At 68.3% G+C, this 21,452-nt stretch carries 23 protein-coding genes and 1 tRNA gene; 9 read left to right on the forward strand and 15 right to left on the reverse strand.

Annotation, left to right across the window (positions count from 1 at the left end; translation table 11 throughout):
* The first annotated feature begins 2 nt into the window (after positions 1-2).
* The gene (locus DW298_RS03835) at positions 3-1,280 is read left to right on the forward strand and encodes a histidine kinase (RefSeq protein WP_136041157.1); all 1,278 of its coding nucleotides are present in this window, start codon (positions 3-5) and stop codon (positions 1,278-1,280) included.
* Entirely contained in the window at positions 1,277-1,960 is a 684-nt protein-coding gene (locus DW298_RS03840) for a response regulator transcription factor (protein WP_136041158.1), read from the forward strand. Before DW298_RS03835 ends, DW298_RS03840 begins: the two co-directional genes overlap by 4 nt.
* A 4-nt stretch (positions 1,961-1,964) precedes the next feature.
* Here the strand turns inward: DW298_RS03840 and DW298_RS03845 are convergent, their stop codons facing one another.
* Positions 1,965-2,918 (reverse strand): aldo/keto reductase, encoded by a 954-nt coding sequence (locus DW298_RS03845; RefSeq protein ID WP_136041159.1) that lies wholly within the window; start codon positions 2,916-2,918, stop codon positions 1,965-1,967.
* A gap of 45 nt (positions 2,919-2,963) precedes the next feature.
* Positions 2,964-3,821 carry a polyphosphate kinase 2 gene (gene ppk2 / locus DW298_RS03850; RefSeq protein WP_240745009.1) on the reverse strand — a complete coding sequence of 286 codons (858 nt, stop codon included), beginning with the start codon at positions 3,819-3,821 and terminating at the stop codon, positions 2,964-2,966.
* Positions 3,822-4,023: 202 nt separating this feature from the next.
* On the opposite strand from ppk2, the gene DW298_RS03855 reads away from it, so the two are divergent.
* Positions 4,024-4,347: a hypothetical protein gene (locus DW298_RS03855; protein WP_136041161.1), complete on the forward strand. Its 324-nt coding sequence runs from the start codon at positions 4,024-4,026 to the stop codon at positions 4,345-4,347.
* A gap of 33 nt (positions 4,348-4,380) precedes the next feature.
* Here DW298_RS03855 and DW298_RS03860 read toward each other — a convergent pair.
* Positions 4,381-4,453 (reverse strand) — tRNA-Thr (locus DW298_RS03860).
* A gap of 41 nt (positions 4,454-4,494) precedes the next feature.
* On the reverse strand, positions 4,495-5,427 hold the full coding sequence (locus tag DW298_RS03865) for a thioredoxin domain-containing protein (protein ID WP_136041162.1): 933 nt from the start codon (positions 5,425-5,427) through the stop codon (positions 4,495-4,497).
* A 231-nt stretch (positions 5,428-5,658) separates the two neighbouring features.
* Between DW298_RS03865 and ugpC the strand changes: the two genes are divergently transcribed.
* Positions 5,659-6,762: a sn-glycerol-3-phosphate ABC transporter ATP-binding protein UgpC gene (gene ugpC, locus DW298_RS03870; RefSeq protein ID WP_029262761.1), complete on the forward strand. Its 1,104-nt coding sequence runs from the start codon at positions 5,659-5,661 to the stop codon at positions 6,760-6,762.
* An 82-nt stretch (positions 6,763-6,844) separates the two neighbouring features.
* Positions 6,845-8,149, forward strand: coding sequence for a DUF4032 domain-containing protein (locus DW298_RS03875; protein ID WP_136041163.1), 1,305 nt, complete (start codon positions 6,845-6,847; stop codon positions 8,147-8,149).
* Between the two features lie 108 nt (positions 8,150-8,257).
* Here the strand turns inward: DW298_RS03875 and DW298_RS03880 are convergent, their stop codons facing one another.
* The 5 genes from DW298_RS03880 to DW298_RS03900 all read right to left on the reverse strand — a co-directional run bounded on the left by DW298_RS03880 (position 8,258) and on the right by DW298_RS03900 (position 13,207).
* Positions 8,258-8,899, reverse strand: a complete 642-nt coding sequence (locus DW298_RS03880; RefSeq protein ID WP_136041164.1) for an NAD(P)H-binding protein — start codon at positions 8,897-8,899, stop codon at positions 8,258-8,260.
* A gap of 22 nt (positions 8,900-8,921) precedes the next feature.
* The gene (gene rlmB / locus DW298_RS03885; protein WP_136041165.1) at positions 8,922-9,932 is read right to left on the reverse strand and encodes a 23S rRNA (guanosine(2251)-2'-O)-methyltransferase RlmB; all 1,011 of its coding nucleotides are present in this window, start codon (positions 9,930-9,932) and stop codon (positions 8,922-8,924) included.
* Complete coding sequence (cysS, locus tag DW298_RS03890; RefSeq protein WP_136041166.1) at positions 9,925-11,325, reverse strand: cysteine--tRNA ligase; 1,401 nt, start codon at positions 11,323-11,325, stop codon at positions 9,925-9,927. Before cysS ends, rlmB begins: the two co-directional genes overlap by 8 nt.
* A 104-nt stretch (positions 11,326-11,429) precedes the next feature.
* Complete coding sequence (gene ispD, locus DW298_RS03895) at positions 11,430-12,656, reverse strand: 2-C-methyl-D-erythritol 4-phosphate cytidylyltransferase (RefSeq protein WP_205820249.1); 1,227 nt, start codon at positions 12,654-12,656, stop codon at positions 11,430-11,432.
* Between the two features lie 68 nt (positions 12,657-12,724).
* On the reverse strand, positions 12,725-13,207 hold the full coding sequence (locus tag DW298_RS03900; RefSeq protein ID WP_017201416.1) for a CarD family transcriptional regulator: 483 nt from the start codon (positions 13,205-13,207) through the stop codon (positions 12,725-12,727).
* A 135-nt stretch (positions 13,208-13,342) separates the two neighbouring features.
* On the opposite strand from DW298_RS03900, the gene DW298_RS03905 reads away from it, so the two are divergent.
* Positions 13,343-13,870 (forward strand): DNA modification methylase, encoded by a 528-nt coding sequence (locus DW298_RS03905; RefSeq protein ID WP_136041168.1) that lies wholly within the window; start codon positions 13,343-13,345, stop codon positions 13,868-13,870.
* Positions 13,871-13,929: 59 nt separating this feature from the next.
* On the opposite strand, the gene DW298_RS03910 is transcribed toward DW298_RS03905, so the two are convergent.
* On the reverse strand, positions 13,930-14,613 hold the full coding sequence (locus DW298_RS03910) for a response regulator transcription factor (protein ID WP_029262768.1): 684 nt from the start codon (positions 14,611-14,613) through the stop codon (positions 13,930-13,932).
* Positions 14,610-15,833: an ATP-binding protein gene (locus DW298_RS03915; RefSeq protein WP_136041169.1), complete on the reverse strand. Its 1,224-nt coding sequence runs from the start codon at positions 15,831-15,833 to the stop codon at positions 14,610-14,612. The genes DW298_RS03910 and DW298_RS03915 overlap by 4 nt, the downstream gene beginning before the upstream one ends.
* Positions 15,834-16,049: 216 nt before the next feature.
* Here DW298_RS03915 and phoU point away from each other — a divergent pair, with 216 nt between their 5' ends.
* Complete coding sequence (gene phoU, locus DW298_RS03920) at positions 16,050-16,760, forward strand: phosphate signaling complex protein PhoU (RefSeq protein ID WP_136041170.1); 711 nt, start codon at positions 16,050-16,052, stop codon at positions 16,758-16,760.
* A 92-nt stretch (positions 16,761-16,852) separates the two neighbouring features.
* On the opposite strand, the gene DW298_RS03925 is transcribed toward phoU, so the two are convergent.
* A complete protein-coding gene (locus tag DW298_RS03925) occupies positions 16,853-17,602 on the reverse strand; it encodes a phosphoglyceromutase (RefSeq protein ID WP_136041171.1) in 750 nt (249 codons plus the stop codon).
* A gap of 59 nt (positions 17,603-17,661) precedes the next feature.
* Here DW298_RS03925 and DW298_RS03930 point away from each other — a divergent pair, with 59 nt between their 5' ends.
* Positions 17,662-18,489, forward strand: coding sequence for a class I SAM-dependent methyltransferase (locus tag DW298_RS03930; RefSeq protein ID WP_136041172.1), 828 nt, complete (start codon positions 17,662-17,664; stop codon positions 18,487-18,489).
* A 2-nt stretch (positions 18,490-18,491) separates the two neighbouring features.
* Here the strand turns inward: DW298_RS03930 and DW298_RS03935 are convergent, their stop codons facing one another.
* The 3 genes from DW298_RS03935 to DW298_RS03945 form a co-directional block, all read right to left on the reverse strand.
* Positions 18,492-19,622 (reverse strand): glycine cleavage T C-terminal barrel domain-containing protein, encoded by a 1,131-nt coding sequence (locus DW298_RS03935; RefSeq protein ID WP_136041173.1) that lies wholly within the window; start codon positions 19,620-19,622, stop codon positions 18,492-18,494.
* 1 nt (position 19,623) lies between these two features.
* On the reverse strand, positions 19,624-20,226 hold the full coding sequence (locus DW298_RS03940) for an FABP family protein (RefSeq protein ID WP_136041174.1): 603 nt from the start codon (positions 20,224-20,226) through the stop codon (positions 19,624-19,626).
* 150 nt (positions 20,227-20,376) lie between these two features.
* Complete coding sequence (locus DW298_RS03945) at positions 20,377-20,667, reverse strand: hypothetical protein (RefSeq protein ID WP_136041175.1); 291 nt, start codon at positions 20,665-20,667, stop codon at positions 20,377-20,379.
* Between the two features lie 74 nt (positions 20,668-20,741).
* On the opposite strand from DW298_RS03945, the gene DW298_RS03950 reads away from it, so the two are divergent.
* The gene (locus tag DW298_RS03950; RefSeq protein ID WP_136041176.1) at positions 20,742-21,425 is read left to right on the forward strand and encodes a response regulator transcription factor; all 684 of its coding nucleotides are present in this window, start codon (positions 20,742-20,744) and stop codon (positions 21,423-21,425) included.
* The last annotated feature ends 27 nt before the right edge of the window (positions 21,426-21,452 follow it).

Raw genomic sequence — 21,452 nt, forward strand, 5'->3', positions numbered from 1 at the left:
TTGTGAGCAGAACGCGAAGCCGCAGCGACTCGATCCGAGAGGACGAGGAGCTGCGGCTTCCGCGTGCGCCGGGGCTCTTCCGGCGATTCTGGGCGCGGCATCCGCTGTTCGCCGACGTCCTGCTGACGCTGCTCTGCCTGCTCCTCTCCCTCGCCCCGGCGGGTCGGTTCGCCGAGGAGTCGGTTCCGGAATCCACCTACATCGCGATCAACATCGCCACGCTGGCGATGATCGTGGTGGCGTGCAGCACACTCCTGTGGCGACGACGGGCGCCGCTCGGTCCTTTCGTCGCGGCGGTGATCCTGGGAACGGTCGGCTTGTTCACCGGGTTGTCCAGCGGCATCATCCTGCTGCTCGTCGCCTGTTACGGTCTCGCGGTCTATCGCTCGTCGCGCGCGGCCTGGACCTGCTACGGAATCGGCGCGGCGTGGTTCCTCCTGCTCAGCGGACTCCTGATGCTCACCGGCGTGATCGTGATGCAGAACGGACTCGACACCGCGCTCAGCTACATCGTTCTCGGCCTGATCGGCACGCTCATCGGCGTCAACGTCGGCGGCCGCAAGCGCTATCTGTCGGCCGTCATCGATCGCTCGCGGCAGCTGCTCGTCGAGCGTGACCAGCAGGCGCAGCTCGCCGCCGCATCCGAGCGGGCGCGCATCGCTCGGGAGATGCACGACATCGTCTCCCACTCGCTGACGGTGATCGTGGCACTGTCCGAAGGCGCCGCGGCGACGCCCGACCGCGAACAGGCACGCAAGGCGGCGACCCACACGGCGGACACCGCTCGTGCCGCCCTGACCGAGATGCGATCCATGCTCGGTGTGCTGCGGGATGATGACGCGTCTCCGCTGCCCCTGGCCCCCACGAATCCGGCCCGGCCGCGCGACACGGTCGAGGCGGCCCAGCGCGCCGGATACCCCGCGACGCTCACGGTCGTGGGGCACGCCGAGGTCTCCCCCGCCGTCGCGCATGCGATCGGACGCATCGTGCAGGAGGGCGTGACGAACGCGATGCGTCATGCCCCCACCGCCTCGACCATCGGTGTACGACTGGACTACGCACCGGATTCCGTGACGATCGACATCGTCAACGACGGCGTGTCCGGCGGCATCGGGACCGAGGGCTTCGGTCTGCGCGGACTCGCCGAGCGCGCCGCCCATGTCCAGGGAAGCGTCGAGTCCGCGCCATCCGGTGCAGGACGATGGGTTCTGCACGCCGTGCTGCCGACGAAGGCGACCGGCCCGGCCGTACCGAGCGAATCGATGGAGGACGACCGATGACGGATGCGATCAGGGTGCTTCTGGTGGATGACCAGGAATTGATCCGCGTCGGGTTCCGGATGGTCCTCGAAGCAGAGGGCGACATCGTCGTGGTGGGCGAGGCCGGCGACGGGCGGGCGGCGATCGCCCAGAGCGCCGCACTCGCGCCGGACCTGGTGCTCATGGATATCCGGATGCCGGAGCTGGACGGCATCGCCGCCACGGAGGCCATCGTGCGAGACCACCCTCAGACCAAGGTGCTCGTGCTGACCACGTTCGATCTCGACGAATACGCCTTCGGCGCCATCCGCGCAGGCGCGAGCGGTTTCCTCCTGAAGGACGCACAGCGTCACGAGATGATCTCCGCAGTGCACGCCGTGCACCGCGGAGACGCGGCGCTCTCCCCTCGGATCACGCGGATGCTGCTCGAGCACGTCACCCCGCAGCTCGGCTCCTCGTCCACCCGGACACCGGATGCCGCGGAGAGCGCGGCGTTGGAATCCCTCACCGATCGTGAGAGAGACGTGTTCCTCGCGATCGGGCGCGGACTGACCAATGCCGAGATCGCCCGCTCCCTCTACGTCGGCGAATCGACCGTGAAGACCCACGTCGGTCGGGTGCTGGCGAAACTCCACGCGCGCGACCGCATCCACGCCGTGATCCTGGCGCACAGACTCGGCCTCGTCGGAAACGAGACCTGACGCATCAGGCGCCGGCGGGGGTCCATTCCGACACGCGGTCGAGCAGCCGCACCTCCTCAGCGGAGAGCTCGAGTCGAGCACCCGCCAGCAGGTCCGGCACCTGTGCGATCGTGCGAGCACTCGCAATCGGCGCGACGACGGTCGGCTGCGCCCGCAACCAGGCGAGAGACGTCGCGGCGACCGACGTCCCGTGAGCATCGGCGACCTGCTCGAGCGCACCGATGATCCGCAACCCGGCCTCAGTCGCGTACTTCGCGGCGAACTGCGCGCGGGGGGAATCCTGCTCCGAGCTGTCGGTCGAGCGATACTTGCCCGTCAGGAATCCGCTCGCCAGGGCGTAATAGGGAACCAGCCCGAGGTCGAACTCCTCGGCGACCGGGATGATGGTGTCCTCGACCTCATTGCGATGAACGAGGTTGTAGTGCGGCTGAACGGCCACCGGCACGGCGACACCCGTGCGCCGCGCGATCTCGATCCATTCCCTGATGCGCTCCGCCGAATAGTTCGACACCGCCACGTGACGAACCAGACCGTCTTCGACGAGTTGTCCGAACGCGGCGACGGTCTCCTCCAGCGGAACGGTCTCGTCATCGAAGTGCGCGTAGTACAGATCGATCTCGTCAGCGCCGAGACGCCGGAGCGAGGCCTCGGCCGCCTTTCGCACGTTCGGTCCGGAGAGGCCGCGGAACTGCGGGTGCTGGCTCACCTTGGTGGCCACGACGACACCGGACGGCTTACGGGATGCGAGCCACTCCCCGATGATCGTCTCGCTCTCGCCCCCCTCGTTCCCCGGCACCCAGGAGCTGTACGAATCGGCCGTGTCGATGAAGTCGCCACCGCCGTCCACAAATGCATCGAGCACGGCGAACGAGGTATCGCGATCGGCCGTCCAGCCGAACACGTTGCCGCCGAGCGCGAGCGGGAGGACGTCAAGATCACTGGTGCCGATACGAGTCATGACGAAGACAACCGCGGATCGGGATCCACGCATTCCCGGATGACGTCATGTTTCCGCATCGGCGGGGGACGAGTTCGTCTTCGGCGTCTCGCCCTCGTCGTAGATCTGCGAGGGTCGCCCGACGAGCCGTGAGTCCGGAGCGTGGGCGACCAGCGGATCTTTGCCCGGGTAGTCGAAACGGGCGAGGACGCACCTCATCGCTTCGAGTCGAGCCCGCATCTTGTCGTTCGACTTGATGACGATCCACGGCTCGGATGGCGTGTCCGTGTGGAAGAACATGGCTTCCTTCGCCGCCGTGTAATCCGCCCAACGGTCGATGCTGGCGAGGTCAGTGGGGCTCAGCTTCCACTGTTTGACGGGGTCGTCGCTGCGCCGTCTGAACCGACGACGCTGCTCCGCCTCTCCCACCGAGAACCACAGCTTGATGAGGCGGATGCCCGAGCTCACGATCATCCGTTCGAACTGCGGAGCGGTCTGCATGAACTCCTCGTACTCCGTGGACGAGCAGTAGCCCATGACCCGTTCGACGCCGGCGCGGTTGTACCAGGAGCGGTCCATCATCACGATCTCGCCGCCGGAGGGCAGATGCGCGATGTAGCGCTGGAAATACCACTGCGTCCGCTCCGCATCCGTCGGCTTGTCGAGAGCGACGACCCGAGCGCCGCGAGGATTCAGGTGCTCCATGAAGCGTTTGATCGCCCCACCCTTCCCCGCCGCGTCCCGTCCTTCGAACAGGATGAGCAGCCGCTCGGAGGAATGTTTGATGTGCGACTGGAGCTTCAGGAGCTCGATCTGCAGCAGCCGCTTCTCCCGTTCGTACTCGGCCGTGGAGATCTTCTTCGTGTAGGGGTAGTCGTGCTGCCACTCCGGGGTGACCGTCGCTGTCTCGGGTGCGCTGCTCAAGATCTCGCCCTCTCAGGTGCTCTGAATCCCCGAATTCGCGCAGGCAAGCGCAGGTGGCCGGAGCGGGGAGGCGGCCACCTGCGCGTCTTCTACCTGGCACGATCCGTCGGCCCGCCAGGAAACCTGCCTGATGTGTAACATATCATTGACTGAAGCGATACATCGGAATGCGTGGTCACCACCAGGCCGCTATCGTTCTGGCATGGGAACGATCCAGTACGGCAACGGGGATGACATCCACATCGAGGACCGCGCCCTCGCGCACCTGAAGGTGGTCATCGCCACGAAGCTCCGCCGCAACGAGAGCTTCACCCTCTCCTGGCGGCACCCCGAAGGCCAGCAGGTGGGACGTTCGACGATCTGGCTGCATCCGTCGATACCGTTGCGCTTCACGTTCGAGGAGCCGGAGGCGCCGCAGCTGAACCCGAAGTGGATTCAGGATCTGATGCAGTCTGCGAGTTCCACGGGCGGCATCAGCCTCATCGAAGAGGTGATCGACGCACCCGAGGCCGCCGCCGAGAAGTGAATCCGCGAACCCCACTCTCGTGAGGGATTGAAGAGCCGACTACGGGACTCGAACCCGTAACCCCCGTATTACAAGTACGGTGCGCTACCAATTGCGCCAAGTCGGCGGATGCCACCAGCTTAGCGATGGCATCGACCCGGCTTCGACCTACGGAGTCGTCGTGGGCGAGGGGGTCGCCGTCGCGCGGGAGGCATCGCTCGCCACGCTCAGCACGAACTGCGAGAACTCGGCCGGGTCGTCCAGCGCCCCGACGTAGGCCTCGCCGTTCGCGACGATCATCGGCGCTGCGGTCAGCACCAGGTCGTCGGAGCCGGCGAGCGGTCCGTCCAGAGCCCTGGTCGTCGCCTCCTTCGCCCAGCCCACGAAGTCGCCGTCCTCGATGCACGAGCGCACGGCCTTGGCGTTGTCGACGCCGACCGCGCCCGCGAGGTTCGCGAGGTCCTCGTCGGAGAGGCCGTCGCTGCCGACCTCGGGCTGGTCGTCGAGCAGGTCGTGATTGAACGCGTAGAACTGTGCGGGCGAGTGCGTGGCGACGCATGCCGCAGCCGCGGCCGAACGAAGCGAGTACTTGGTGCCGTTGGAGCTGGCGGTGAGCAACGCGACCGGGTGGTAGCTGACCGTGACCGCGTCCTCGCTGATCCAACCGGCGAGCTGTCGAGCATTGGCACGCTCGAACTCACCGGCGTCGGGTGAGAGGTAGTCGACGTATACGTGGATGTCGACCTTCTCGGACGCCGTCGGGTCAGGCGTCGGGCTGGCCGATTCGCCGGCATCGGACGCTTCGGGACTCGGGGTCTCCGGCACGGCACCCGTTCCGGCGAACGATTCGAGATCGGTGACGACGACGCCGTCCGACTCCATGCCGGTCGGTGTGAGCCTCGGCTTGGAGACCTGGGAGGACACCGCGAGCGTCACCGCAGTGCCGATCGCGCCCACCGCGACGAGCGCTACCGCGCCGATGATGATCCGTCGCATGAGGCGCGCCCTGGACTGCTGGGCGTGCACTCTCTGAGCCTTCTCCCGTACGACCTCGCGGGAATTGCGAGGCGTCGGGACGTTCGGCGTTTCGTCGCTCGACATCGTTCCTCTGTGAGTCTCAACGGGGGTCCGGGTTGGCCCCGACCGCCGCTCGGCGACGATCGCCGCTGCGCGCGGCCGAGTTCGATGGTAGTCAGTGAGGCTGAGAAATACCCAGGTACCGCCGTTCATGTCATACTGATCCCGACCCAATGACGGGTCACGGCGGGGTCACCCGCCGCTTCATCACTACGGATCGTCCGGCACGTACCTGCCGGTGAAGGAGAAAAGACAATGGCATCTGTGACTTTCGACGAGGCCACCCGCCTGTACCCCGGCGGAACCCGTCCGGCCGTCGACAAGCTGAACCTCGAGGTCGGTGACGGCGAATTCCTCGTCCTCGTCGGTCCTTCCGGTTGCGGCAAGTCCACGTCCCTCCGTATGCTGGCCGGCCTCGAAGAGGTCAACGCCGGCCGCATCCTCATCGGCGACCGCGACGTGACCGACGTCCCGCCGAAGGACCGCGACATCGCGATGGTCTTCCAGAACTACGCGCTGTACCCGCACATGACCGTCGCCGAGAACATGGGCTTCGCGCTCAAGATCGCCGGCGTCGGCAAGGAAGAGCGTGCATCCCGCGTGCTCGAGGCCGCCAAGCTCCTCGACCTCGAGCCCTACCTGACCCGCAAGCCGAAGGCCCTCTCGGGTGGTCAGCGTCAGCGCGTCGCCATGGGTCGCGCCATCGTGCGTCAGCCGCAGGTGTTCCTCATGGACGAGCCGCTGTCGAACCTCGATGCCAAGCTCCGCGTGCAGACCCGTACGCAGATCGCTTCGCTGCAGCGTCGCCTCGGCGTCACCACGGTCTACGTCACGCACGACCAGACCGAGGCTCTGACCATGGGCGACCGCATCGCGGTCCTCAAGGACGGCCTGCTGCAGCAGGTCGGCTCCCCGCGCGACCTGTACGAGAAGCCGAACAACGTCTTCGTCGCCGGCTTCATCGGCTCGCCCGCGATGAACCTGTTCGCCGCTGACCTCGCCGACGGCGGCATCCGCTTCGGCTCCGAGGTCGTCCCGCTCGACCGCGACACGGTCGGGCGCGCGAACGGCAGCCAGGTCACGGTCGGCGTGCGCCCCGAGGACATCACGGTCGGACCGGCCGACGGCAAGGGCCTCCCGGTCGTCGTCGACCTCGTCGAGGAGCTCGGCGCCGACGGCTACCTCTACGGCCACACCGAGATCAACGGCAAGCGCAGCGACATCGTCGCCCGCGTCGACGGTCGCAGCCACCCGAACGCCGGCGAGACGGTCACGCTCGCTGCGAACCCGGGCCACGTGCACGCGTTCGACATCGAGTCCGGCGAGCGCCTGAACGACAAGCCGGTCGTCTCCGCCTGATCGGATCCACAGACGCGGCGCAGGCTGACTTCGGTCACCTGCGCCGCGTCTCTTTTCCGCCTCATCTCGACCAGGGAGCATCATGCAGGATTCGCTGCGGATCACCGCCAGCAAGATCGATCCGGGACTGCTGGCCCTCCCCTGGTCCACGACGCTGGCGAAGTGGCCCTCGGAACACATCGTGTCGCTCCCGAAGGGGCTGTCCCGTCACCTCGTGCGCTTCGCCGATCTCTCGGGCCGGGTGATCGCGGTGAAGGAGACCACGGCGGAGATGGCCCAGCGCGAGTACGACATGCTCGGCAACCTCGCCCGCCTCGACGTGCCCTGCGTCGACCGGGTCGCGGTGATCGCCGGACGTACGGATGCCGAAGGCGAGGCTCTTCCGGCCGCCCTGGTCACCTCCCACCTGCGCTTCTCGATGCCGTACCGCGCCCTGTTCACCCGGGTGCTGCGCCCCGACACCGCGACCCGCCTCGTGGATGCCCTGGCCCTGCTGCTGGTGCGCCTGCACAACGTCGGCTTCTACTGGGGCGACGTCTCCCTGTCGAACACGCTGTTCCGCCGTGATGCAGGCGCGTTCGCCGCATATCTGGTCGATGCGGAGACGGGTGAGCTGCATGAGGAGGGCCTGACCGACGGGCAGCGCGCCTACGATCTCGACCTGGCCCGCACGAACATCGCCGGCGAGATCATGGACCTCGCCGCGGGCGGTCGCCTCGAACACGGGGTGGACGCCGTCGCGATCGCCGACGGAATCGTCTCGTCGTACAGGTCGCTGTGGGCCGAACTCACCGCACAGGAGTCGTTCTCGGCGGCGGAGACCTGGCGCATCACGGAGCGGGTCGAGCGCCTGAACGCCCTGGGCTTCGACATCGACGAGATGTCCATGTCGACGACCGCCGACGGCACCGTCGTCGAGATCCAACCCAAGGTGGTGGACGCCGGCCACCATCAGCGCCGGCTGATCCGCCTGACCGGCCTCGATGTGGAGGAGAACCAGGCACGGCGCCTGCTGAACGACCTCGACGAGTTCCGTGCCCGCTCGACGAAGCAGTGGGCCGACGAGGAGATGTACGCGCACGAGTGGCTCACCCGTGTCTTCGAGCCGGTGGTGCGGGCGATCCCGTACGAGCTGCGCGCCAAGCTCGAGCCCGCCGAGGTCTTCCACCAGGTGCTCGAGCACCGCTGGTACCTCTCGCAGGCGCAGGGGCGCTCGGTTCCCCTCGCGGAGGTGCTGACCAGCTACATCAACGAGGTGCTGCGACACCGGCGCGACGAGGCGACCATCATGGGTCCGCCCACCGAGACCATGAGCCTGCCCGTCGTCACCGGTGTGACGCCGGTTGCCGACGAGGACGAGGACATCGACTGGCGCGACCTGGTCTGACGCGCGGACGCGCGCCGAGTGCACGGGGTGTTGCCGAGCGCACCGCATGCCGGCGTCGACGAGCCGTACATTCGGCGAAAACTCGTGCAGTCGCCGAGGATCGGAGCGTCAGTAACCGACCGTGAACCGCTCGCGGTGGTGGTTGCCCTGCTCGATCTCGTCCACCACGGCGACGGCGAAGTCCGCACCGGAGATGAACGACTTCCCATCCGCATCACGGACAATCACGTCACCGCCGTCGCGGTAGTGTCCCGTGCGCTCGCCTTCGGCCCACGGGCCGAACACCTCAGCGGGGTGGATGAAGAACCAGTCGAGGTCGGCACCCGTCGCCTCGAGGAGCGCGAGGGAGTCGATGCCGACCTGCGCCTCGTGCTTGTACTCCTCGGGGAAGTCCTGATCGAACAGACGCGGTCCTCCGGGAGCCACAAGGCTGCCACCCGCGCCTCCGACGACGCCGAGACGCGTCTCCGTGCCCGCGAGGCGGTCGACGACGTTCGACAGCGCCTCGAGCGCCCGGTCCTCCATGTCGCCGCGCGGCGAGAGCGCCGACACGACGGCGTCCGCTCCGACGAACGCCTCGGCGAGAGGACCGAGGTCGAGGGCGGAGCCCTGCAGATACGCGGCCCCCGCCACCGGGTCGGTGGGCACGGAGCGGGAGATCGCGATGACCGCATGGCCGCGACTCACCGCCTCGCTGACGATGTGACGACCGGCGTAACCGGTGCCTCCGAGCACGACGATGCGAGCCATGATCTGCCTTTCCTCGGACGGTCTAGTTCTTGGCGGCGCGGAGCGACGCGACCTGGTAGAGCGCGACCGAGGTCGCGATGCCGGCGTTCAGCGACTCGGTGGCCGCCGAGATCGGGATGGAGACGATCTGATCGCAGGTCTCGGAGACCAGGCGTGACAGGCCCTTGCCCTCCGAGCCGACCACGATCACGACGGGACGATCGGCCAGCTGCAGCTCGGGCAGGGACACATCGCCGTCACCGTCGAGGCCAAGCACGAAGACACCCTGCTTCTTGAACTCCTTGAGCTGCGTGGTGAGGTTGGTCGCCAGCGCCACGGGCGTGCGGGCGACGGCTCCGGCGCTGGTCTTCCAGGCAGCGGAGTTGACACCGGCCGAGCGGCGCTGCGGAAGGATGATGCCGTGACCGCCGAACGCCGCGGTGGAGCGGATGATCGCGCCGAGGTTGCGGGGGTCCGTGATGCCGTCGAGCGCCACGAAGAGCGGCACCTCGCCCTTGTCGATGACCTGCTCGAGAAGATCCTGCGGGTGCGCGTACTCGTACGGCGGGACCTTGATCGCGACGCCCTGGTGCACGCCGTCGAAGCCGGCCATACGGTCGAGTTCCGGACGGGTGACCTCCATCACGGGGATCCCGCGATTCGTGGCGATCGCCAGCATCTCCTTCACGCGGTCGTCCATCTCGACGCGCTGCGCGATGTAGAAGGCCGTCGCCGGAATCTTCGCCCGCAGCGCCTCGAGCACGGAGTTGCGACCCGTGACGTTCTCGGTGTCGTCTCCTGCCTTCGCCTTCGGCGCGCGGTTCGAACCGCCACCGGAGCCCTGGCGACTGCCGCCGGGGCGACCCTTGCCGCCCGTCGCTGCGGCGTAGCGCTCGGCCGCGGCCTTGCGCTTGCCCGCCGGGTGCCAGGCGCGGTCCTCCGCCTTCGGCGTCGGTCCCCGCCCCTCGAGCGCCTTGCGCCCGAGTCCGCCGGTGCCCTTGGTCGGGCCCTTCTTGTTTCCCTTGCTCGCGCCGGGGCGCCCTGGCTTAGCCATCGATACTCCAATGAGTTCCGGCCGGAGTGTCCTCCAGCGTGATTCCTGCGGCGGCGATCGCATCTCGGATGCGATCCGCCGCCGCCCAGTCCTTGTCAGCGCGCGCCTGTGCGCGCTGGGTGATCATCGTCTGGATGAGTGCGTCCAGAGCGGACGCCGATGCGCCACCCTTCGTCGATGACGTCGGGGTCAGGCCGAGGACGGACGTCATCGCCAGGACGGCACGAGCCGAGTCCAGCGCCACGTCGGTCTCGCCCGCATCGAGTGCGGAGTTCCCTGCGCGCACCGTCTCATGCACGACGGCGAGGGCCTGCGGCACGCCGAGGTCGTCGTCCATCGCGGCCGCGAACGCCTCGGGAAGGCTCTGCGACGCGAACCATCCCAGTCCCCCACCGGCAGCACGGAACGCGCGCTGGAGGAACGACTCGATACGGCCCAGCGCCGCTTCGGCCTCGGTCCACGACGACTCGCCGAGGTCGAGGCTCGAACGGTAGTGCGCCGCAGCGAGGGCGTAGCGCACCACCAGCGGTTCGTGGTGCTTCAGAACGTCGGCCGCCAGCGTGAAGTTGCCGAGCGACTTGGACATCTTCTGTCCGTCGACGGTCACGAGCCCGTTGTGCACCCAGTAATGGGCGAAGCCGTCGCCCGCGGCGGTCGACTGCGCGAGCTCGTTCTCATGGTGCGGGAAGCGGAGGTCCAGCCCGCCGCCGTGGATGTCGAACTCGGCACCGAGATAGCGCTTCGACATCGCCGAGCATTCGATGTGCCAGCCCGGTCGGCCCGCGCCCCACGGGGAGGCCCACGTCGCATCCGCCGGCTCCGCCGGCTTCGTGCCCTTCCAGAGCGCGAAGTCCTGTGGATTCCGCTTACCGCGGGGATCAGCATCCTCGGCCGCCTCCATGGCGTCGAGCGACTGATGCGTCAGCGATCCGTAGTCGGACCACGAACGCACATCGAAGTACACATCTCCGGAGCCGTCCGGAGCCGGGTAGGCGTGCCCGCGCTCGATCAGCAGCGCGATCAGTTCCTGCATCTGCGGCACGGACGCCGTAGCGCGCGGCTCGTAGGTCGGAGGGAGGATGCCGACGCTGGCATACGCCGCGGTGAACTCCCTCTCCATCCGGTAGGCGAGCGCCCACCACGGCTCGGCATCCGTCGCGTTGGCGAGCACCTTGTCGTCGATGTCGGTGACGTTGCGCACGAACGTGACCCGACCGTACCGGTGCTCGAGCCAGCGACGCAGGAGATCGAAGCTCAGGGCCGCCCGGACATGGCCGATGTGGGGCCCGGACTGCACCGTGGGTCCGCAGACGTACATCGTGATGTTCTCGGGATCGAGAGGCACGAAGTCGCGCAGCAGCTGTGCGCGGGTGTCGTAGAGGCGGAGGGTCACCGCACAAGCCTACTCGGGGACTGCTGAGCGCCCGCCCCGTGGAGACGATTCACCGAGGTTGTGACGTTCCGCCGACGTATCGGGGGGTATTTCTCGGCCGATCGTCACATGCTCCGCGGAACGTCGGCCACCACCACCGCGGCGATGGCCGTGACGGCGATGCCTTCACCGCGACCGGGGAATCCGAGGCCGTCGGTCGTCGTGGCCGTGACCGACACCGGAGCGCCCAGAATCTCCGACAGGACCGCCTCCGCCTCCTGACGCCGAGGGCTGAAGCGCGGCCGGTTCCCCTGCAACTGCACGGAGACGTTCCCGATCGCGAACCCGGATTCGGCGAGCAGTTCACGCGTGCGAGCGAGGAAGACGTCGGCATGCGCGCCGGAGTACTCGGGGTGGGACGTGCCGAAGTGCTCACCGATGTCGCCGAGGCCGGCCGCTCCCAGAAGCGCATCGACGATCGCGTGGGCGACCGCATCGCCGTCGGAGTGCCCGGAGAGCGGCTGCTCCCCCGGCCACTCGAGGCCGGCGAGCCAGAGGTTCCCGTCGCCACCGAAGGCATGGACGTCCGTGCCGATACCGACTCGAGGGATGCCCGCGGGTTCGATCGATGCCGGGCGAGCGGCCGGTGTCGATGCGTCCAGCAGGTGCCTCGCACGTTCCAGATCGCCGGGAGTGGTGATCTTGAACGCGCGGGCGGAGCCGTCGATGTGCCGCACCCTGTTTCCGGCGGCCGCGAACAGGGCAGCATCGTCGGTGTACTCGATCCCGTCGGCCATCGCCGCCTCATAGGCTGCTTCGAGCTCTGCACGGGGAAACCCCTGAGGTGTCTGTGCGGCGGCCAGCTCGGAGCGGTCGACGGCGGAGACCACGGCGCCGTCTGCCACCTTCTTGAGCGTGTCGACCACAGGCAGCACGGGGATCACCCCCTCCCCCGGGACGACCGCCTGAGCGACCGCATCGATCTGCGTCGGAGGGGTGAGGGCGCGAGCGGCGTCGTGCACGAGGACGGTCGTGACATCTCCCCAGAGCGCGGCCAGACCCGCAGCCACGGACTGCTGTCGGGTGGCACCTCCGGTCACGACGCGGCCGAGGTCGCGTCGATCACCTGCCGCCGCCTCCAACTCCGCCAGCGCATCCCCTTCGTACCCGGCCGGGGCGACGACGATCACCTGCGCCGGAGCCGCGGCGAAGACGCCGTCGAGCGCGTGGCGGAGGATCGAGTGCGCGTCGATTCCGACGAGCGCCTTCGGTGCCCCTGCATCCAGGCGGGTGCCGGAGCCGGCGGCGACGACGATGATCGCGATGTCGGGAACGGGAAGCAGAGTCACCATCTCACGCTACCGCGTGGCGGGTACGACGAAGGGGCGGATGCCGAAGCATCCGCCCCTTCGCAGAGAACTCAGGAGGCGAGGACCTCGTCGAGCAGTGCGCCCGCCTTGTCCTCGTCGGTCTTCTCCGCGAGCGCGAGCTCGGAGATGAGGATCTGACGAGCCTTCGCCAGCATCCGCTTCTCGCCCGCAGACAGGCCGCGGTCCTGGTCGCGGCGCCACAGGTCGCGGACGACCTCGCTCACCTTGATCACATCGCCGGAGGCGAGCTTCTCGAGGTTCGCCTTGTACCGACGAGACCAGTTGGTGGGCTCTTCGGTGAAGGGTGCGCGCAGCACCTCGAAGACATGATCGAGACCTTCTTTTCCGATCACGTCGCGAACGCCGACCAGGTCGACATTCTCAGCAGGAACCTCGATGATGAGATCGCCCTGGGTGACGTTGAGCTTCAGATATTTCTTCGCCTCACCCTTGATGATGCGCTCCTTGACCTCGATGATGGTCGCAGCGCCATGGTGGGGATAGACGACGGTTTCGCCAACCTCAAAAAGCATAAAAACGTGTCCTTTCGGCAACCTCAAGGATACCACAGGGGAGATGCGCTAAGGTTCGCGCCCCCTGGACCTCGGGGCGGTCACGACTTACCCATAGAATGGATGCGGACATCCCGCCGGACCTCAGGAGGACCCGTGAAATCGCGCCTTGTTGCGTCTGCTGCGCTCAGCGCTCTCGTTCTGTTCGGCGCGACGGGGTGCACGTTCATCACTCCCCAGTCCACGAAGACCGAGTACGCGGCCTCGGACGGCGTCAACATCTCCGATGCCGACGGCCCGATCGATGTGCGCAACGCTCTCGTCATCGCCAACGAAGACGGCTCGGTCGGCAACCTCATCGCCGGGATCGTGAACCCGACCGATGAGAGCGCCACGCTCACCATCGCACTCGCGGACGGCGAGCCGTTCATCGTCACGGTTCCGGCCGGTGGCACCGTGAGCCTCGGCGCCGACGAGGAGCCGCTGCGCATCGTCGGCCTCGACACCATGCCCGGCGCGACCGTCGAGATCCACTTCCAGTCGGGAGACTCCACGGGCGTCAAGGCAGAGGTGCCCGTGCTCGACGGCTCGCTCCCCTACTACGCAGACCTGGTCCCCTCGGAGTCGGTACCGTCTCCGACGCCGACCCCGACCGACACGGCGGCTCCGGCACCCGCCGACTGATCCTCCGCGCAGAACGCGCAAGAGGCCGGCACCCCGTGGGGTGCCGGCCTCTTCGTCGTTCAGCCCTCGAAGCGGTATCCGAGGCCCCGCACGGTGACGAGCATCACGGGCTCGCTCGGGTTCTCCTCGATGCGGGAGCGGATGCGCTTGATGTGCACGTCGAGCGTCTTCGTGTCACCGAAGTAGTCGCTCCCCCAGACCCGGTCGATCAGCTGACCGCGAGTGAGCACACGACCGGAGTTGCGCATCAGGACCTCGAGCAGCTCGAACTCCTTCAGCGGCATGTTGATCTGCTCCCCGGCGACCGAGACGGTGTGCCGGTCGATGTCGAGCGAGACCCTGCCTCCGTCGAGCACCCGTTCGTCGAGTTCGCTGTCGGCCTGCACGACCCGGCGCAGCACGGCGCGCATCCGGGCCAGCAGTTCGCGTGACGAGTAGGGCTTCGTGATGTAGTCGTCGGCTCCGAGCTCCAGGCCCACCACGATGTCGACCTCGGAGTCCTTGGCCGTCAGCATGATGATGGGCACCGCCGACGTCGAGCGGATCTGCCGGCACACCTCGGTGCCCGGCATCCCGGGCAGCATCAGATCGAGCAGCACGATGTCGGCGCCCCGCTCCCGGAATGCCGCGAGCGCGCCGGGTCCGTCCTCCGCGATCTCGACCTCGTAGCCCTCGCGTCGCAGCAGGTACGCGAGCGGGTCGGCGAGGTCGGGCTCGTCTTCGACGAGAAGGATTCGGGTCATGCTCTCTCTCCGTTTCGAACGCGCGCGGCTGCCGCGGTCTTGGCCGCTTTGCGTGCGCGCTTCTTCTTGCTCTTCTTGCCCGTGTCGGTGTGATCCGGGGCGTCGATCCGAGGAAGTCGGATCGTGAAGGTGGATCCTCGTCCCGGGCGCGACCACAGCCGCACCTCCCCGCCGTGGCGCTGCGTGGCGTGCTTGACGATGGAGAGCCCGAGTCCGGTGCCTCCCGTGCGTCGGGAACGGGCCTCATCAGCCCGGTAGAAACGCTCGAAGATGCGTTCCCGATCCGCCTCGGCGATTCCGATGCCCTGGTCGGAGACGGCGATCTCGACCACGCCGTCCTCGGCCCGGACGCCGACCCCCACGCGCGAACCGCGGGGCGAGTAGACGATGGCGTTCGCGATGAGGTTGCCGACGGCCTCGATCAGGATCTGCGCGTCACCGCGCACCCAGACGCCCCGGTCGCCTCCCCTGGCGAGTTCCACGCCCGCGGAGTCGGCCTGCACGACATGAGCCTCGATGGAGGCGGCGATGACCTCGTCGATCGCGACGGGGCCCACCTTGGTCAGACCGTCCTCGGCCTGGAGCCGGGAGAGGCTCATGATGCGTCCGGTGAGCTGGCCGAGCCGCCCTGCCTCCGCAGAGATCCGCGCGGCGAAGATGCGTACCTGCGCCGGGTCGTCGGCCGCCGACTCGATCGCTTCGGCGAGCAGGCTCACCGCCCCCACCGGGGTCTTGAGCTCGTGGCTCGTGTTCGCCACGAAGTCCCGACGCATCTGATCGAGCCGCTCCTGCTCCGTGACGTCGCGGATGATCAGCAGGACCAGGCGCGTGCCGATCGCGCTCGCGCGTGCCGAGACGAGGCGCGGATCGAGGCTCAGTCCGCCTCGCGTGATGCGCATCGACTCGGTTGCGGAACCGCCGGCCGTCCTGACGCCGCGCACGAGCTGGCGCAGCTCCGGGTTGTCGAGCGTCGAGCCGACATCGATGCCGAACCGGCTCGCGGCGTCCGAGGCCGCGAGCACCAGCCCCGATGTGTCGACCACTCCCGCCGCGTCGTCCATGCTGTGCAGGACATCCGTGATGCCGGAGGGAATCGCCAGCGATGTCTCCTCCTGAACCCGCGCCCGCGCCCGATAGGCCCACACCACGAGCAGGGAGAGGCCGACGCCGATCACCAACCCGATGGCGAGCGAAGACAGCGCGAGCTGCGGCAAGGTCATGTCATAAGCGTAGAGTGCGTTCACCCTCCGTCCGGCGGGTTTCCGCGCCCTGGCGGGAACAGGAGAAGTACTATTCACGTGCTGGGCACCGTTCGTTAACCTTCGAAGCAGACAATCGCTTCGGGCCTGTGCGGGAGCACAGACCTGCTCTCGTGCGGACGACCCGCCGTCTCGCGCTGTCCCGGCCGAGATCCGAATGAAAGGTTGCGCCCCAACATGCGCGAAGTCTTCCACCAGTCCCTCGAGGACCTCCAGTCCCGCCTCGTGGAGATCGCCGACCTCGTCACGGTCTCGATCGACAAGGCGACGAGGGCGTTCGCGACGAGCGACGTCGCCCTGGCCGAAGAGGTGATCGCCGACGACGCGAAGATCGACGAACTGGCCGTCGCGCTCGACGAGCAGGCCATCGAGATCCTCGCCCGCCAGCAGCCGGTCGCCCGCGATCTTCGCATCGTCGTGACGGCACTGCGTGTGAGCGCGTCGCTCGAGCGGATGGGCGACATGTCCGAGCACATCGCGCAGCTCGCCCGGCTCCGCTTCCCCGAGAGGGCCATCCCGAGGGGCCTCAAGGGCACCTTCGTGAAAATGGGCGAGCTCGACGTGGAGGTCGCGCGTACGCTCTCGGAGCTGCTGCGCACCCAGGACCTGCGTTTCGCCGACGCCATCCGAAATGCGGATGACGACGTCGATGAGCTCCACGCCACCGTCTTCGAGAAGGTGCTCAGCGACAACTGGAAGGGCGAGGCCACGGCCACCGTCGACGCCACCCTCGCCAGCCGCTACCACGAGCGCTTCGCCGACCACGCGGTGGCCGTCGCGAAGAAGGTCGTCTACCTCGCCACCGGTGACTGGGCCGTCGAGGAGGAGGACATCCCCCTCGCCGTCGAGCAGCAGGAGCTCGGCCAGCAGGAGTACGGCCACGCCTGACCCGCCACGCGACACCCCGCTTTCACGCCGAGACCCCGTGCTGCAGACATCTGCAGCACGGGGTCTCGGCGTCTTCCCGGGGTGTCGGGCTCTTACTTCTTGCCCTGCGCCGCGACGGCGGCAGCACCGGCGGCAGCGGCCTCCGGGTCGAGGTAGCGACCGGGGCCGGTGGGAACGTTGTTCTCGTCCAGCTCGTAGACCAGCGGGATGCCGGTCGGGATGTTCAGCTCGGCGATGTCTTCGTCGCTGATGCCCTCGAGGTGCTTCACAAGGCCGCGCAGCGAGTTGCCGTGCGCGGTGACGAGCACGGTCTTGCCGGCCTCGAGGTCGGGGACGATCGCGCTCTCCCAGTACGGGAGCAGGCGGTCGATCACGAGCTTGAGCGACTCGGTGCGCGGCACCTCGCCGTCGATGCCCGCGTAACGGACGTCGCCGACCTGGCTGAACTCGCTCTCATCGTCGAGCACGGGCGGCGGCACGTCGAACGAACGACGCCAGAGCTGGAACTGCTCGGGACCGAACTCTTCGAGGGTCTGCGCCTTGTCCTTGCCCTGAAGAGCACCGTAGTGGCGCTCGTTGAGCCGCCAGGAGCGGGTCACCGGGATCCAGAGGCGGTCGGCGGCGTCGAGAGCGATGTTCGCCGTCTGGATCGCACGACTCAGCAGGGACGTGTGCAGCACGTCGGGGAGGATGCCGGACTCGGCGAGGAGCTCGCCACCTCGGCGCGCCTCCTTCTGGCCCTGCTCGTTGAGGCGGACGTCCACCCAGCCGGTGAACAGATTCAGTTCGTTCCATTCGCTCCGGCCGTGGCGGAGCAGGATGAGGGTGCGCGTCGCAGTCATGTCGCCAGTTTATCCGGGCCGGGGCCGGCGCCCGATTCGGATGCTGGGAGGATGGAGACATGGCGTCATCTCCCCTCGGTCGGCCGACCCGTGGCACCACGGGGACGAACCGGCTGCGGCGCAACGACCGCTGGATCGCGGCGAGCGATGCCCTGCGCCGAGCATCCGACCCCTTGGTCGTGGATCTCGGCTACGGTGCCAGCGGCGTCACTGCGTTCGAGCTCGCGACGCGCCTGGTCCGGGTGCGCGACGACGTCGAGGTGCGAGGTCTGGAGATCGACCCGGCACGCGTCGCGACGGCCGACGCCCAGCTCGCCGAGGTGCGAGCGGGACGCACCTCCTTCGCCCCCGACCTCCCGGTCTCATTCGCGCGCGGCGGCTTCGAGGTCCCCCTTCCCGACGGTCGCAAGGCTGCGGTGATACGCGCCATGAACGTGCTGCGCCAGTACGACGAGCCAGACGTGCCGACCGCGTGGGCGCGTATGGCGTCGCGCCTCGCACCGGACGGCCTGCTGTTCGAGGGGACCTGCGACGAGATCGGCCGCGTCTCGAGCTGGATCGACGTCGACGCGCACGCTGTGCCGCTGCGCTTCACGATCTCTCTCCGGCTCGCCGATCTGGAGTGGCCGAGCATCGTCGCCGAAAGGCTGCCGAAGGCGCTCATCCACCGCAACGTGCCCGGCGAACGGATCCACGCACTCCTCGTCGAGCTCGACCGCGAGTGGGAGCGGGCCGCGCCCCTGTCGACGTTCGGTGCCACACAGCGCTTCCTCGCCGCCGTGGGCGCTCTTCGCGCTCAGGGGTGGCCGGTGCTTGGCGGACGGACACGCTGGCGGCTGGGCGAGCTCACGCTGCCCTGGGCGGCCGTCGCTCCCCTACCGGGCTGAGGTCAGCTGCCGACGCCGGTGCTGCGCGGGTCCGGGGCGGACGGACGACGAGACAGTCGTGTGAGGCGCGGGATGTCTGCGACGGCACCGGCATCGGCCGGCACGATCACCTGCTGAGACGCGGCGATGTCGATGCCGTCGGCACGCACCACCAAATCGCCGATCGGCGCGCGACGGGAGAGGATTGCGAGCGCGATCGGCCCGCCTTCATGGTGCCGGGCCACCGAGGTGATGTGCCCGACCTCATCGTCTCCCGCGAGGACCGCGTCTCCGGGCTCGGGAAGCACGGCGTCGCTGCCGTCGAGGTGCAGCGCAGCCAGACGGCGCGGAGGATGTCCGAGGTTGTGCACCTTGGCGACGGTCTCCTGTCCGCGGTAGCAGCCCTTGTTCAGGTGCACCGCACTGCGGATCCAGTCGGACTCGTGGGGCAGCGAGCGCTCGTCGACCTCGGTGCTCCAGCGCGGGCGCCAGGCGGCGATGCGCAAGGCCTCGGCGGCGAGGAGTCCGGCGAGGGCATCGCGGTCGAGCGATGCGGCGAGCGCATCCGCCGCGTCCGCGCTCAGGATCGCGACCCGCCATGCGTAGTCCGCGGCAGGATGCTCGGCGACCTCGGCGTACTGATGCCCTCCGCTGCTGATCCGCTGCCACGGGTCGGCCCAGATCAGGGGGCTGCCGTTCGGCGCGAGGGCGGCGGCGGATGCCGCGGCGGCCACCGCACCCCCGTCGATGTAGCCGATGAGCTCGAGGTCGGGGCGCACGTCGACCGTCGCCTGAGTGCGGAACTTCATGCGGGTCAACCAGCCCGCGAGTGCATCGGCATCGCCCGCGTCGGCGATGAGCCAGGTCGATGTGCCGTCGTCGAGGACGCCGGCCGCGTGCTCGACGCGCCCCTGCGGGTCGAGCACCAGCAGCTCGGTGCTCTCGCCGGCGGTGAGACGGCCCACCGACTGCGAAGTGATCGAGTCGAGCCAGGTCAGACGCTCCGGTCCCGACACCTCGATGATCGTCCGGTCGCCGAGAGGGGCCAGGGCCGCGCCGTCGGCGAGACGTCGCTGCTCGCGGAAGGCGTCGCCGAAATGCATGATCCGGTCGCCATCGGACACGACACCGTCGAGTTCACCGAAGCCCGGCATGTCAGACCTTGGCCAGTCGCGCCGAGGCGTGCGCGCGGAGCGGGGTGCCGAGGGCCGCGACGTCCCATGCCCACAGCAGGTGACCGTCGACCAGGCCGTACATGCGGGAAGAAGCGGTGTGCACCTTCGCTCCGGAGCTGCGGACGACGGCATCCGTGCCGATATCGACGCGGGGTCCGTTGATCTCGCCGATGTAGAGCTCGAGCGCGCCGTCGGAGTGGGCGACGGAGACCTCGATCGGGAATCCGCCGCTGGGCGCGCGCAGCTCCTCGACGTCGTCGACCGTGCGGGTGACGGCGGGAGCCATCGGCGGGAGCAGTGCGGGACCCGGATCTGCCGACGTGGCCGGGCGGGCGAGCCGCCAGAAGCCGGTCTCGGCAAGGAGAGCCGTAGCCGGTGCGCCGTCTTCCGAGAGGAACGTCGCGGTACCGGAGTAGTTCAGGAAGGGGCCGCCGTCGTGGCTGAAGCTGACCCGGTGCGTGAACTCGCCCTGCAGACGTTCGTCACCCACCGGATAGTCGATGACGCCCGTGCCCTCCCACACGCCGATGAGCCACGCGAGAGGCGCGAGGTCGGCGGGAAGGTCGGTGGGGAGTTCGATCACGATCGCGTCAGCGCTGGCCGCGGAAGAGGTTGCGCAGCACCACTGCCGAGACGAAGACGATAGCGAGGCTCGCGAGGCCCAGCAGGCCGATGAAGAAGATTTCGAGCGCCATGAGGTCCATGTGCTCCACCTTACCGCGCCGCGCCGGCGTCAGGACGGGATCAACGCCGCCAGGCCGAAACCGATCGAGATAAGCCCCATCAGCAGCAGGGCGCCCGTGACACTGCTCGCCACCCGGAAGATGAAGCCCTGCGTGCGCCCGTACCAGAGCTGCACGGCGAACGACAGCAGCACGACGCCGCCGAAGCCGACCAGCATCCACGGCACGCGCCACTCCTCGGGCACGAAGATGCCGATCGCCACCGTGGCGACGAACGCCGCCGCCCACACGACGATCACGCCGACGAACGCGTTGCGCGGTGCGAGTGCTGGATCCGTCATGACACCATTGTTGCGCATCGCCTCCCGGTATCATGGCGGCACGACGTCGATCCCCCCGTCGGTGAGGAGTGCGCGTGGCCCTGGTCCTGGTTCTGACCAACGCTCCGCTCTCGGAGCAGGTCCTGCCCGCTCTCGAGTTGCTGAGCCATAAAGCGCGCCAGATTCCGGCGGAAACCGCACAGCTGGTCAACGCCCCGGAGTACGACGTCGTGATCGTCGACGGTCGTCATGACCTGGTGGCGGCGAAGTCGCTGTGCCGCCTGCTGCGCGCCACCGGACAGGACGCGCCGCTGCTCCTCGTGGTCACCGAAGGCGGCATGAGTGCTCTCTCCGGCGACTGGGGCATCGACGACGTCCTGCTCGTCACCGCGGGACCAGCCGAGATCGACGCACGACTGCGTCTCGCACTCGCGCGGCGAGATGACGTCGCCGAGCCCGCACGGGTGCAGGCCTCCGGGGTCACGATCGATGAGCAGTCGTACTCGGCGAAGCTGCGCGGCCGCCCCCTGGATCTCACCTACAAGGAGTTCCAGCTCCTGCACTTCCTCGCGACGCATCCGTCACGTGTCTTCACCAGGGAGCAGCTGCTCAGCGAGGTCTGGGGTTACGACTACTTCGGCGGCACCCGCACCGTCGATGTGCATGTGCGGCGGCTCCGGGCGAAGCTCGGCGACCAGGAGCAGATCATCGGCACCGTGCGCAACGTCGGCTATCGGTTCAACGTCAACGAGGACGAGAACGTCGCCGCAGCCGGGTGAGGACGGACACCGTTCACACGAGCGTCA

Origin of the sequence: Microbacterium sp. A20, assembly GCF_004794515.1 — a bacterium.
Taxonomy (GTDB): Bacteria; Actinomycetota; Actinomycetes; order Actinomycetales; family Microbacteriaceae; genus Microbacterium.

What these genes read in the sequence shown, in the direction of transcription:
- ugpC (WP_029262761.1), top strand. Translation starts at nt 5,659, where the DNA reads ATGGCATCTGTGACTTTCGACGAGGCCACCCGCCTGTACCCCGGCGGA.
- DW298_RS03880 (WP_136041164.1), bottom strand. Translation starts at nt 8,899, where the DNA reads ATGGCTCGCATCGTCGTGCTCGGAGGCACCGGTTACGCCGGTCGTCAC.
- ispD (WP_205820249.1), bottom strand. Translation starts at nt 12,656, where the DNA reads ATGGTGACTCTGCTTCCCGTTCCCGACATCGCGATCATCGTCGTCGCC.
- DW298_RS03945 (WP_136041175.1), bottom strand. Translation starts at nt 20,667, where the DNA reads ATGACGGATCCAGCACTCGCACCGCGCAACGCGTTCGTCGGCGTGATC.
- DW298_RS03865 (WP_136041162.1), bottom strand. Translation starts at nt 5,427, where the DNA reads ATGTCGAGCGACGAAACGCCGAACGTCCCGACGCCTCGCAATTCCCGC.
- phoU (WP_136041170.1), top strand. Translation starts at nt 16,050, where the DNA reads ATGCGCGAAGTCTTCCACCAGTCCCTCGAGGACCTCCAGTCCCGCCTC.
- DW298_RS03910 (WP_029262768.1), bottom strand. Translation starts at nt 14,613, where the DNA reads ATGACCCGAATCCTTCTCGTCGAAGACGAGCCCGACCTCGCCGACCCG.
- DW298_RS03935 (WP_136041173.1), bottom strand. Translation starts at nt 19,622, where the DNA reads ATGCCGGGCTTCGGTGAACTCGACGGTGTCGTGTCCGATGGCGACCGG.
- DW298_RS03930 (WP_136041172.1), top strand. Translation starts at nt 17,662, where the DNA reads ATGGCGTCATCTCCCCTCGGTCGGCCGACCCGTGGCACCACGGGGACG.
- DW298_RS03840 (WP_136041158.1), top strand. Translation starts at nt 1,277, where the DNA reads ATGACGGATGCGATCAGGGTGCTTCTGGTGGATGACCAGGAATTGATC.
- DW298_RS03875 (WP_136041163.1), top strand. Translation starts at nt 6,845, where the DNA reads ATGCAGGATTCGCTGCGGATCACCGCCAGCAAGATCGATCCGGGACTG.
- DW298_RS03925 (WP_136041171.1), bottom strand. Translation starts at nt 17,602, where the DNA reads ATGACTGCGACGCGCACCCTCATCCTGCTCCGCCACGGCCGGAGCGAA.
- DW298_RS03845 (WP_136041159.1), bottom strand. Translation starts at nt 2,918, where the DNA reads ATGACTCGTATCGGCACCAGTGATCTTGACGTCCTCCCGCTCGCGCTC.
- DW298_RS03915 (WP_136041169.1), bottom strand. Translation starts at nt 15,833, where the DNA reads ATGACCTTGCCGCAGCTCGCGCTGTCTTCGCTCGCCATCGGGTTGGTG.
- DW298_RS03855 (WP_136041161.1), top strand. Translation starts at nt 4,024, where the DNA reads ATGGGAACGATCCAGTACGGCAACGGGGATGACATCCACATCGAGGAC.
- rlmB (WP_136041165.1), bottom strand. Translation starts at nt 9,932, where the DNA reads ATGGCTAAGCCAGGGCGCCCCGGCGCGAGCAAGGGAAACAAGAAGGGC.
- DW298_RS03900 (WP_017201416.1), bottom strand. Translation starts at nt 13,207, where the DNA reads ATGCTTTTTGAGGTTGGCGAAACCGTCGTCTATCCCCACCATGGCGCT.